Below are 11,898 nucleotides of genomic sequence, written 5' to 3' on the forward strand. Positions count from 1 at the left end.
GGTCCTCGTCACGCCCCCGTCAGCTTCGCGAACTTCTCTTCGTACGCCGTCTCTTCCTTCTGGGCGAGGGAGCGGAAGGCGTGGGACTTGGCCGCCATGGCGGCGTCGGGGATGATCAGCGGGTTGTTCGCCGCGTCCTCGTCGATCCTGGCCAGCTCCGCCTTCACCCCGTCGACGGGGCACACGTAGTTGATGTACGCGGCGAGTTCGGCGGCCGGCTTCGGCTCGTAGTAGTAGTCGATCAGCCGTTCGGCGTTGGACTTGTGGCGGGCCTTGTTCGGGACCAGCAGGTTGTCCGTCGAGGTCATGTAGCCGCTGTCCGGGATGACGAAGTCGATGTCGGGGCTGTCGGCCTTGAGCTGGACGACGTCGCCGGCCCAGGCGATGCAGGCCGCGAAGTCGCCCTTGGTGAGGTCCGAGGTGTAGTCGTTGCCGGTGAAGCGGCGTATCTGACCCTTGTCGACGGCCTTCTGGAGGCGGGCGATCGCCGCATCGTAGTCGTCGTCGGAGAACTTCGCGGGGTCCTTGCCCATGTCCAGCAGGGTCATACCGATGCTGTCGCGCATCTCGGAGAGGAAGCCGATCCGCCCCTTCAGCTTCGGGTTGTCGAGCATGTCGGAGACCGACTTCACCTCCTCGCCGTCGAGGGCCTTCTTGTTGTAGGCGATGACGGTGGAGATGCCGGTCCACGGGTACGAGTACGCACGCCCCGGATCCCAGTCGGGGGTGCGGAACTGCTGGGAGAGGTTCGTAAAGGCGTGCGGCAGGTTGGACGGGTCCAGTTTCTGGACCCACCCGAAGCGGATCAGCCGGGCCGCCAGCCAGTCGGTGACGCAGATCAGGTCCCGCCCGGTGGCCTGACCGGCGGCGAGCTGCGGCTTGATCTTGCCGAAGAACTCGACGTTGTCGTTGATGTCCTCGGTGTACTTGACCTTGATGCCGGTGCGCTTCGTGAACGCCTCCAGGCTGGGGCGGTGTTTGCCGCTGTCGTCGACGTCCATGTACTCGGTCCAGTTGGAGAAGGAGATCTCCTTCTCCTTGGCCGAGTGGTCCTCGGACGAGACGCCCGAGGTGTTCTTCGCCGCGGGGATGCCGCAGGCGCTCAGCGCCCCGAGCGCGCCGACGGCGAGCGCGCCGCCCGTTCCGGCGCGCAGCAGCGAACGGCGGCTGAGGGCGGCCCTGCCGTTCCTGAGACTGCGCCGCATGGCGGCCACCTGGGCCGGGGACAGGCGGTCGGGCTCGTACTGCTCCATGCGCGTGATGCCCTTTCGGGAAGTGCCCTTTCGGGAGGATGGCGGGGACCGGCCGGAGGTCGGGCGGCCGGGACCCCGGTCTGACTAGCGGTCCCCGAAGATCGTGCGGTGCCAGTCCTTCCTGGCAACCGCCGTATTGTCGAACATGACGTGTTTGATCTGCGTGTACTCCTCGAACGAGTACGCCGACATGTCCTTGCCGAAGCCGGACGCCCGGTAGCCGCCGTGCGGCATCTCGCTGATGATCGGGATGTGGTCGTTGACCCATACGCACCCGGCCTTGATCTCCCGTGTCGCACGGCCCGCCCGGTACACGTCGCGGCTCCAGGCTGAGGCGGCGAGCCCGTACGGGGTGTCGTTGGCGAGACGGATGCCCTCGTCGTCGCTGTCGAAGGGCAGGACGACGAGGACGGGGCCGAAGATCTCCGACTGGACGATCTCGCTGTCCTGTGCGGCGTCGGCGACGAGCGTCGGACGATAGTACGCGCCCTTCGCCAGCTCCCCCTGTGGCGCCTCCCCACCGGCGGCCACGCGCGCGTACCCGCGTGCCCGGTCGACGAATCCGGCGACCCGGTCGCGCTGGACGTGCGAGATCAGCGGCCCGAGGTCGGTGCCCGGGGTGAAGGGGTCGCCCAGCCGGACGGTCTCCATGAGGGCGGCCGTCCGCTCCACGAACGCCTCGTAGAGGGGACGCTGGACGTACGCGCGCGTGGCGGCCGTGCAGTCCTGCCCGGTGTTGATGAGCGCGCCCGCGACGGCCCCGTTCACGGCGGCGTCCAGGTCCGCGTCGTCGAAGACGACGAAGGGTGCCTTGCCGCCGAGCTCCAGGTGGAGCCGCTTGACGGTCGCCGTGGCGATCTCGGCGACCCGCTTGCCCACGGCGGTGGAGCCCGTGAAGGACGTCATGGCCACATCGGGGTGGCCGACGAGGTGCTCGCCGGCCACCTTGCCGGTGCCGGTGACGATGTTGATCACACCGTCGGGGATTCCGGCGTCGGTGGCGGCCTGCGCGAAGAGCAGCGAGGTGAGGGGGGTCAGCTCGGCGGGCTTCAGGACGATCGTGTTGCCCGCGGCGACCGCCGGGAGGATCTTCCAGGCGGCCATCTGGAGGGGGTAGTTCCAGGGGGCGATGGAGCCGACGACACCGATGGGCTCACGCCGTACGTACGAGGTGTGGTCGCCGGAGTACTCACCCGCCGACTGGCCCTGGAGGTGACGGGCGGCGCCCGCGAAGAAGGCGATGTTGTCGATGGTGCCGGGGACGTCGAACTCGCGGGTGAGCTTCAGCGGCTTCCCGCACTGGAGTGACTCGGCCCGGGCGAACTCCTCGGCCCGGTCGGCGAGCACGGCGGCGAACCGGTGCAGCGCGTCGGACCGCTCGCCGGGCGTGGCCGCGGCCCAGCCGGGGAACGCCTCGCGGGCGGCGGCGACGGCCGCGTCCACGTCGTCGGTGCCGGCCAGCTCGTAGCTGAGGACCTGGTCGCCGGTGGCGGGGTCGACGACCGCGTGTGTGCGACCCGACGTTCCCTGGGTCGGGCGGCCGGCGATGTACTGCGCGCCGGCCGCGAAGCGTTCCTGTGCGGGGAATCGGTCCGGGGTGGCGGTACCCGGGTTCTGCATGTCGCTCTCCTCCGCCTTGTCCCCCTGCGTCCCGGGGGACGGGTGGCGTAGCTCCAGCTCGAATTGAGTGCCGATCCTGACAGAGGGATGGGGCTTCAACAAGTGATTCCGTTGTTGCCTTTTGGTTACGCGACGGAATCTGTCGACCAGGTGTCCAGTCTCAGGGGAAAATCGGGTACGGAGTGTCAGTGGCGGGTGCCACACTCCTCGGCATGCTGAAGATCGATTCTTGGGACGCGCTGATCAGCGAGGTCCAGGCGGGGGCGAGGGTCAAGTACCTGCACTTCTGGGGGCACCGGCCGCGGCCCGACGGCCGGGTGGGGCCGAGCTGTCTGAGTCAGTGGTGGCCGTCGCCGTTCACGGTGGACGGCGTGGAGTACGCGACGGCGGAGCACTGGATGATGGCGTCCAAGGCCCGGCTGTTCGGGGACGGGGAGGCGGAGCGCAAGGCCGTCGCGGCGTCGAGTCCCGCGATGGCCAAGAAGGTCGGGCGGCTCGTGCGCGGTTTCGACGAGGCCCTGTGGGAGCGGGAGCGCTTCGGCATCGTCGTCGAGGGCAGCGTCCACAAGTTCGCCGCTCACCCCGACCTGCGGGCCTACCTGCTGGGCACCGCGGGCCGCGTCCTCGTGGAGGCCAGCCCTCTCGACCGTGTCTGGGGCATCGGCCTCGCCGCGGACGACGAGCGCGCGTTGGATCCCACCCGGTGGCGCGGCCCCAACCTGCTGGGCTTCGCCCTGATGACGGCGCGGGAGCGGTTGCTGCGGGGCGACGAGGGGTAGCCGGAGCCCCGCCCACGACGCGGACCGGTCCGGCGCGGCGGGGCGCCGGGGATTTGTGCCGGTGAAGGGCTACCGGCCCCGTACGGCGGGCCGGGTGAGAGGCGGCGGTGCGTTCTCCGTCGGCAGGACCAGCGACAGAGAGGTGTCGTAGCCGTCCTCGAAGACATCGGTATCCGAGTCGTCCGTGGCGTCCGGTGCCATGAGGATCAGGACGAAGAAGCCGATGCCCATGAGGAAGCCGGCGATGCCGCAGATGATCCCGGCCAGCGCGTGCCCGGGGTTCGTCGCCTCGCCCCGGGCGGCCTTGGCGCGGCCGAGGATGCCGAAGATCACCGCCATCACGCCCAGCAGGATCGCGAGCGGCCACATGCAGAACAGGGTGGCCGCGCAGATCCCGAGCACCATCGAGGCGATGCCCATCCCGTTGCTCGGTGGGGGCGGCATGAGGGGCCAGCCGTAGCCGGAGGCTTGCGCGTGGCCGACGGTGCCGGGACCGCCGCCCGGGTATGGCGCATAGCCGTACGGGAACTGCCCGGGCCCGTCGGGGCTGATCGGCGGGGGCGGTACGGGGGCACCGGGGCCGGATGCGGCGAACGGGGCACCGCCCATCACGCCGGGTACGTGGGTGTGAGCGTGGGCCATCGGCGCCGACGGAGCGAAGGGGGCGCCGGGACCGGGTGCCGGCGTGGGCGGAGGGTAGGCGGCGTAGGGCGCGGGCGCCGGGAGGGGCGGCCCGTCGGAGGGCGGAGCGAACGGGTTGCTCGGGGCGGGACCCTGCGCCGTGGGACAGGGAGCCGCTGCGGGCGCGGCGAACGGGTCGGCGGTGTGCGGCACCGGCGCCGGTGAGGCCGTTCCGTCCGAGGGCGGAGCGAAGGGAGTGGCCGGGTGAGGGGCGGGCGCCGGGAGAGCCGTCCCGTCCGAGGGCGGAGCGAAGGGAGTGGCCGGGTGAGGGGCGGGCGCCGGGAGAGCCGTCCCGTCCGAGGGCGGAGCGAAGGGGTTGGCGGCGTGGACCGTGGGCGCCGGGAAGGCCGTCCCGTCACCCGGTGGCGCGAAGGGGTCGCGGGCCGCGGGCGCGGCGGCGGGGGGCGGGGTCCACGCGGGAGGGGTCACGGCCCCCTGACCGGTGGGGGCCGCGAACCCACCGGGGTCGGCCCAGGGGCGGGGTGTCGCGGCCGCCGGGGCAGGGTTCGCCGTGCCGGTGGTGGCGGACTTGTCGAGCGTCACCGGGACGGCGTCCGCCACGTCGGCGACCGCCGGCTTGTCGAGCACGACCTTCCGGGCAGCGGCACCCCCGGGCTGCGAAGGGGCGTCAGCGGGCTGCGGTGAAGCCGCCTCCGGCTGCGGAAGGGCGTCCGCCAGCCGCGGAACGGCATCCTCCGGCCGGGGAGCGGCACCCTCGGACTGCGGAGAAGCCTCCTCACGCTGGGGAACGGCGCCCCCAGGCTGTGGAGCAGCATCTTCCGACGGCGCAACTGCACCCCCGGCCTGCTGAGGGGCGCCCTCAAGCTGGGCGTCGGCCTCTTCCGCCGACTCGGGCGGCGGGCCCCCATCGATGAGGGTGGGCGCGGACGGCACCCGGTCCTCAGCCGCGGACGGCACCCGGTCCTCAGCCGCGGGCAGCACCCGGTCCTCAGCCGAGGGCGGCACCCGGTCCTCAGGCACGGACCGCACGTCCCTGGGGCCGGCCCCGCCCTCGGACGCGGACGAATCGCCCTCCTCGGCGACGGACACCCCGGCCCACGCGGCCGCCTGCTCCCCCGAGTCGCGCGCCGTGCCCTCCCCCGGAGGCGCCCAAGGGCCCCCGGGTGTCGGGTCGGCCGGTGTCCCCGGGGTTCTGGCCTCGTCGGACGACATGCGCGGGTCCCCCTCTGTTCCGTTCCGCGTCGTGGCGTTGCGTCTCGTTGATCCCGTCGTATCGCTGATCCGTCGCACCGAATGACCGGTACGACATCAGCTGTACGTTCGGTCATGCTAAGGCCCGGGGTCCTCCACGCGGTTCGCCGCCTACGATGATCCCCGAGTCACCGATCAGCCGATCACCCGCGTCCCCCGGCGAAGACCTCGGTCCGGGCCGGACGCCGTTCCCGGGAGGAACCTTGACCGTCCATCGCACCGCGCCCGGCGGCTCCGGCGCCCGCGACCTGCACGCCTTCATCGCCGGCCTGCCCAAGGCCGAACTGCACGTGCACCATGTCGGCTCCGCCTCCCCCCGGATCGTCTCCGAACTCGCCGCCCGTCACCCCGACTCCAAGGTGCCGACCGACCCCGAGGCGCTCGCGGACTACTTCTCGTTCACGGACTTCGCCCACTTCATCCAGGTGTATCTGTCCGTCGTGGACCTGATCCGCACCCCGGAGGACGTCCGGCTGCTGACGTTCGAGGTGGCCAGGGACCTGGCCCGGCAACAGGTGCGGTACGCCGAGCTGACCATCACGCCCTACTCCTCGACCCGCCGCGGCATCGACGAGCGGGCGTTCATGGACGCGATCGAGGACGCGCGCAAGGCGGCCGAGGCCGAGTTCGGGACCGTACTGCGCTGGTGCTTCGACATCCCCGGCGAGGCGGGACTCGTGTCGGCCGACGAGACCATCCGGCTCGCCACCGACGACCGGCTGCGCCCGGAGGGCCTGGTGTCGTTCGGGCTCGGCGGGCCGGAGGTCGGCGTACCGCGACCGCAGTTCAAGCCGTACTTCGACCAGGCCATCGCGGCCGGACTGCACTCCGTGCCGCACGCCGGCGAGACCACCGGTCCGGAGACGGTCTGGGACGCGATCAACGAACTGCGCGCGGAGCGCATCGGGCACGGCACGAGTTCCGCCCAGGACCCGAAGCTGCTCGCACATCTCGCCGAGCACCGGATCGCCCTGGAGGTCTGCCCCACGTCGAACATAGCGACGCGCGCGGTCCGCACTCTCGACGAGCACCCCATCAAGGAGTTCGTGCGGGCCGGGGTCCTGGTGACCGTCAACTCCGACGACCCGCCGATGTTCGGCACCGACCTCAACACCGAGTACGCGGTCGCCGCCCGGCTCCTCGACCTCGACGAGCAAGGGGTGGCCGCGCTCGCGAAGAACGCGGTGGAGGCGGCCTTCCTCGACGAGCCGGGCAAGGCCCGGCTGGCCGCCGAGATCGACACCTACACCTCGGCCTGGCTCGCCCCCTGACCCGCACCGGAAGCACCATGAACCCCCTGCGCACCGTCACCGCCGTGGCCCACCGCGGCGCCCCGTACCGCCATCGCGAGAACACCCTGGACTCGCTGCGGGCGGGGCTCGCGCTGGGCGCGGACGCCGTCGAGTTCGACGTCCGCACGACCCGTGACGGCGTGCCGGTCCTGCTCCACGACTCCACGCTGAAGCGGTTGTGGGAGCTGGACCGGCCGCTGGCGGCCCTCTCCTCCGCCGAGTTGCGGGGGCTCACGGCGGACGGTGTGCCGACTCTGGCCGACGCGCTGGCCGCCACCGGGGACAGCCGGGTCATGATCGACCTGCCGGGTGCGGCCGCCCCCCGGGCGATACGGCACGTGGTGGGCGTCGTACAGGAGTGCGGGGCACAGGAGCGGGTGTACTACAGCGCCGGGGCCGACACCATGCTCGCGCTGCGGGCCGCCGCCCCCGGCGCCGAGATCGCCCTCACCTGGAAGACCCTCGCCCCGCCCCGCCCCGCCCTCCTCGACGCCGTACGTCCCCGCTGGCTCAACTACCGCTTCGGGCTGGTGAGCCGTGCCCTCGCGGACCGCGTCCACCGGGACGGCTATCTGCTGTCCGTCTGGACGCCGGACACCCGCCGCTCCATGCGGCGGCTGGCGGATCTCGGGGTCGACTCCATCACCACGAACCGCATCGAGACGCTGTGCGCGCTGCGGAACGGGAACTGACGACCGCACACCCGGGTCGCGCCGCCCTCACACCTGCGACCGCTGAGCCACCGTCGCCGCGTCCTCGGGCGTCTCCCGCGTGACGTACTGCGGTACGGGTGTCGTGTCCGTGCCGTTGTCGCGGACGAGGCCGTAGCGGAGGGCGCCCTGGTCGGGGCCGCGGTTGACGTCCTCCTCGACGGCGGTCCGGGAGGAGGGGAACACGGAGACGTTGTAGTCGGCGCCGCGTTCGTTCTGGACGAGGGTGACCGTGCCGTCGAGGTAGAAGTACTCGTTCTGCCACATCTGCTGGGCGCCGTCGGGGAGGACGATGTATCCGATGTCGGGGCCGCCCATGCCGCTCGTCCGGCCGTCCGGTGACGTCGGGTCGTCCATGCGGCGGCCCCCGCCCGAGGCGACATGGAAGAGCTTGCCCTTCAGCCCGGTCCAGGCCGGCATGACCAGGCCGCCCGGCCGGTACTGCGGCAAGAGCTGCCAGCGGACGAGGATGTAGCCCTCACCCTGGAGGGTCACGCTGTCGCCCCGGTGGTTCATCACGGCCCGCGCGCCCGCGCTGCTCCCGATCCCCGTCTCGGGCCGGCGCGGAAGGGCGCGGGGCGGGGTATCCCGGTCGGGGGCCCGGTCCACGGCGTCCACGATCGTGCCGTACACCTGGCTCTTCTTCTTCGGTGACGGTGACGGGGACGGGCCGGGGGGCGACGACGACGAAGGGACGGCCGGGGAACGGCGCGGGGCGGTGGCCTGCGGGCGGGCCGTGCTCAGTGCCGTGGGCGCAGCCTGCGGGGGCCGTTCCTCGCGGGGCTTCGTGACCACGTACGCGCCCCCGGCGACGATCGTCGCGCTCGCCGTCACCGCCACGGCCGGTTTGGTGAGGGCGCCCAGCACTTTGGCGGACCAGCCCATCGAGGCCGTGGCGGCCGTCGCCGCGGCCGCCGTCTTGCCGCCGAACGCCAGGGACAGGGTGAAGCCGACGGGAAGGGGGACGAGCGCGAGTCCGACGAGGAGGCGCTCGGCGGGGACGACCGCCTCACCGCGCCTGCCGTGGCCGTCGCAGCGGTCACAGCCGCGGATGTGCCGGGCGATGCGCTTGCGCCACACCGAGTCGGGCTGCCCGGTCCACCGCGCGGTCACCTCGCGCAGGTCGGCGCAGGCGGAGTCGAGGGCCCGGACGATGCCGCGCGCGGTCTCCAGACGGGCCTTCATCCGCTGCACCCGTACCGCCGCGTGCTGCCGGCTGATGCCGACGGCGGCCGCGAGCTCGCGCCGGGTAAGTTCGCCGACGACCTCCAGCCACCACAGGGAGAGCAGTTGCCGGTCCTCGTCGTCGAGCCAGCGGACCGCCTCCGCGACCTCGCGTCGCTGGCCCTCCAGTTGGAGGCGCAGCACGGTCAGTTCGGCGAAGTCGGCGGGCCCGCGGGCGTCGCCGTCGGCGAGGTGGTCGGTGGTGCGCCGGCGCGCCCGGTCCCGTATCTGACGCATCGCGATGGCGACCAGCCAGGACCGGAAGCTGTCCGGGTCGCGCAGCGTACCGAGGTTGCCGACGGCGCGCAGCATGGTCTCCTGCACGACGTCGTCGACGTCGGCGTGACCGTTGAGTGCGCGGCCGACGATGTTGTAGACGAGCGGCAGCCAGCCCTCGACCAGGTCGTCGAGGGCGCGCCGGTCGCCCGCCTGTGCGGCCGCGATGGTGGGGCGCCACTGCCGCCCGTCCACGTGCGTTCCTTCCGCTCCCGCTGGGTGCACCCTGTTCACTCGGCTGATTTCCGTACCTTCTCAGTCGTTCCCGTGACATGGGGAACCCGCGAGTCGGAGATCACACAGCCCATACGGCGCACTCCTGTACGTGGGGAAACAGGGGTCATCGGGGAGACGGGACGGAGGCACCGCCGATAACAGTTTTTCGTCCCGTCGGAACCCGGCGGGGCTCAGCCGGCCACCGCGACGACCGGCTCCGCCACCGGCGGCAGCGACTCCAGCCGCTTGATCCGCTTCCACACGACGTACAGCGGGATCACACCGAACACCCCGAACGACATGTCGATCAGCGACCACCAGAAGGGGATGCCGCGGATCGGCCCGCAGATCAGGGCCAGCGGGATGATTCCCGCGCAGGCGATCATCCCGACCTCGACGACCCAGATGTTGCGCACCGGGTCGCGGTACGGCCCGAGGAAGGCGACCGCGATCACGAGGTGTGCGAAGGCCAGCCAGTCCGTGCCGTACAGCAGGAACGGGTACTCGGCGTCGGCCGCGTCCAGCCCGGCGCGCACCCGCTCGATCCACTCCATGAGCCCCGGCAGGTGGTCGCCGACGGACAGCGATCGCATCAACTCCTCGCTCCAGCGCAGCTCGTGGACGAGTGGGAACGCCGTGGCGCCGCTCAGCACCAGGCAGACGACGAAGAAAACCAGCCACGCACGGATGCCCTTCAGCAGGGCGGCTCTGTCGCTCATACCAGGAGCGTACGCCTGCACTTGAACGCGTTCAAAAGCCCCCCAGGCCCCGACCGCGGGCGAGCGACGCACCGCCCCCGCCCCGACCGGCAGGCGAGCGCACACCGCCCCTCCCCGCGCCGGAAAGCACACTGAATACTTCTTGACGCAATAAGGCGATTCTTCCCGCTTTTCGCGACCCGCCCGCCGTTCGACGAATTACGGTGAATAGCAGACGAATGACAGGCGAATGGCAAGGGCAATTCGTGGCGACCGTGTGGGTGGCTCTTGAAGAAGACTTGCGGCCCTTTCCCAACTGCCGTAGTTACGTGAATCATGAACCTGTTCAACCGTGCTGCGTCCCTGCGCCGCCCGGCTCCCCCCACTGCCCGACAACTCCCCCACGACTCCCCGGCGTTCGCCACCGGCACGCTGGATCCCGCCCTGGCGGGGCTGACCGGAGAATGGATCATCGACCGGGCGCACAGCCGTATCGGTTTCTCCGTCCGCCACGCCCTGGTGACGACCGTGCGCGGAGCTTTCACTCAGTACGAGAGCCGGCTCTATTTCGACGGCCGTGACCCGTCCCGCTCGCAGGCCGAGATCCTGCTGTCCACCGCGTCCGTCGACACCGGCGTGGAACAACGCGACGCCCACCTGGTCGGCCGGGACTTTCTCGATGCCGCGACCTACCCCCGTATGCGCTTCGCGAGTACGGCGGTCCAGCTCGTCGGCAACGATGTCTACCGCATGACCGGCGACCTCACGATCAAGAACGTCACCCGCCCCGTCGACCTCGAACTCACCTACATCGGCCATGTCGTCGACCCGTTCGGATACGAGCGGGTCGGCTTCGACGGCACGACCACCATCAACCGTTCCGAATGGGGACTGACCTACAACCAGCGGCTCGCCGAGGGCGGTGCCATGGTCAGCGAGAAGGTCCGCCTGCAGTTCGACCTCGCCGCGATCCGCCAGATCCCCGGCGCCTGACGAGCACCCGACGGGACCGCCCGGGGAGGCACTCGCCCCGGGCGGCTCCGCGACCCGGCCGACTCCCGTGGCGGGCCGGGAGCCGCGTCACTGCGCCCCGAGGGCCTCATCCGCCGTGCCGTCCTTCCCGCCTCCAACGACAGAAGGAACCCGATCCTGGCACCGGCACCATCCCCCTCCCTACGGTCGCCGGCAACCTGTAGCTCGACTCCGGCCCCGACTCCTGGGGCATGCGGTTCCCCGAGGCCGAGCACCAGGTGCCGTGCACCCGCTTCCTCGACGAGCCGGCCGACGCCGGCTACCGGTGGCGTGGGCTCGGCCTCTACGGCCACCTCCCCGCCGACCCGCGGCGGCTGAAGGAGGAACTCGACGCCGCGGACTGCAGGTGTCCGGCGGCACCGCGTTGGGCGCGCTGAACCGGCCGGAGGCCCGGGACGGCATGCTCGCGCATGTCCGGCGGGTGGCCGCGCCGACCGCCGCCTCGGGCGCTCACCACCTGGCCTCATCCCGCCGAAGTACCGGGCCGAGAGGACCGGCGCGTTCACCGAGCAGCTTGAGCACGCGGACCTCGAATGCCCGCTGATGAACTCGGAGTTCGACTGCCACCCCGAGCACGCGGCCGAGAGCGAGGCGGCGTTCTGGCGCTCGCCGGAGTTGCTGCCCCCTTCGAGCGGGTGGGCATCGCGCTGAACCTGGAGGCACACCCGGACGACTCCTGCGAGGAGAACACCACGCCGTCGATGTGGTCCGCGCGGTCAACAAGCCCTGGGCCACCAGCGCCTCGGCATCGGCCAGGGCGAGGTCGACTGGTACGCCTTCTTCGGCACCTCCGCGACCTGACTCGACGGCGTCGTCACGGCGTGCGTCTTGACCTGGGAGGAACATGCCAGGGAGTCCTCGGCGTTCCGGCTGGACCGCAACGCCAAGGAGCTCGCCCGCTGATC

The 11,898-nt window shown here is 71.5% G+C and carries 8 protein-coding genes and 3 pseudogenes; 6 read left to right on the forward strand and 5 right to left on the reverse strand.

Translation table 11 applies throughout. The annotated features are described in order from the left end of the window. Positions 1-8: 8 nt before the first annotated feature. Both ACZ43N_RS28610 and ACZ43N_RS28615 read right to left on the reverse strand, forming a co-directional pair. Entirely contained in the window at positions 9-1,253 is a 1,245-nt protein-coding gene (locus ACZ43N_RS28610; protein WP_468101565.1) for an ABC transporter substrate-binding protein, read from the reverse strand. 84 nt (positions 1,254-1,337) lie between these two features. Continuing rightward, entirely contained in the window at positions 1,338-2,873 is a 1,536-nt protein-coding gene (locus ACZ43N_RS28615) for a gamma-aminobutyraldehyde dehydrogenase (protein ID WP_468101567.1), read from the reverse strand. 212 nt (positions 2,874-3,085) lie between these two features. Here ACZ43N_RS28615 and ACZ43N_RS28620 point away from each other — a divergent pair, with 212 nt between their 5' ends. Then, entirely contained in the window at positions 3,086-3,652 is a 567-nt protein-coding gene (locus ACZ43N_RS28620; RefSeq protein ID WP_468101569.1) for an NADAR family protein, read from the forward strand. Positions 3,653-3,721: 69 nt separating this feature from the next. Here ACZ43N_RS28620 and ACZ43N_RS28625 read toward each other — a convergent pair whose 3' ends face one another. Then, the gene (locus ACZ43N_RS28625; protein WP_468101571.1) at positions 3,722-4,921 is read right to left on the reverse strand and encodes a DUF4190 domain-containing protein; all 1,200 of its coding nucleotides are present in this window, start codon (positions 4,919-4,921) and stop codon (positions 3,722-3,724) included. 766 nt (positions 4,922-5,687) lie between these two features. On the opposite strand from ACZ43N_RS28625, the pseudogene ACZ43N_RS28630 reads away from it, so the two are divergent. Both ACZ43N_RS28630 and ACZ43N_RS28635 read left to right on the forward strand, forming a co-directional pair. Continuing rightward, positions 5,688-6,816 (forward strand): annotated as a pseudogene (locus ACZ43N_RS28630) (adenosine deaminase). A 26-nt stretch (positions 6,817-6,842) separates the two neighbouring features. Beyond that, positions 6,843-7,529 carry a glycerophosphodiester phosphodiesterase gene (locus ACZ43N_RS28635; protein WP_468101750.1) on the forward strand — a complete coding sequence of 229 codons (687 nt, stop codon included), beginning with the start codon at positions 6,843-6,845 and terminating at the stop codon, positions 7,527-7,529. Positions 7,530-7,556: 27 nt separating this feature from the next. Here ACZ43N_RS28635 and ACZ43N_RS28640 read toward each other — a convergent pair whose 3' ends face one another. After that, a complete protein-coding gene (locus ACZ43N_RS28640) occupies positions 7,557-9,242 on the reverse strand; it encodes an RNA polymerase sigma factor (RefSeq protein WP_468101573.1) in 1,686 nt (561 codons plus the stop codon). Positions 9,243-9,454: 212 nt separating this feature from the next. Next, complete coding sequence (locus ACZ43N_RS28645) at positions 9,455-9,982, reverse strand: hypothetical protein (protein WP_468101574.1); 528 nt, start codon at positions 9,980-9,982, stop codon at positions 9,455-9,457. Positions 9,983-10,297: 315 nt separating this feature from the next. On the opposite strand from ACZ43N_RS28645, the gene ACZ43N_RS28650 reads away from it, so the two are divergent. The 3 genes and pseudogenes from ACZ43N_RS28650 to ACZ43N_RS28660 all read left to right on the forward strand — a co-directional run. Then, a complete protein-coding gene (locus tag ACZ43N_RS28650) occupies positions 10,298-10,954 on the forward strand; it encodes a YceI family protein (RefSeq protein WP_468101576.1) in 657 nt (218 codons plus the stop codon). A 170-nt stretch (positions 10,955-11,124) separates the two neighbouring features. After that, a pseudogene (locus ACZ43N_RS28655) lies at positions 11,125-11,723 on the forward strand (hypothetical protein); the annotation flags it as partial. 2 nt (positions 11,724-11,725) lie between these two features. Next, a pseudogene (locus ACZ43N_RS28660) lies at positions 11,726-11,896 on the forward strand (sugar phosphate isomerase/epimerase); the annotation flags it as partial. Between the last annotated feature and the right edge of the window lie 2 nt (positions 11,897-11,898).

It is taken from the genome of Streptomyces sp. NPDC030814, from assembly GCF_055572155.1.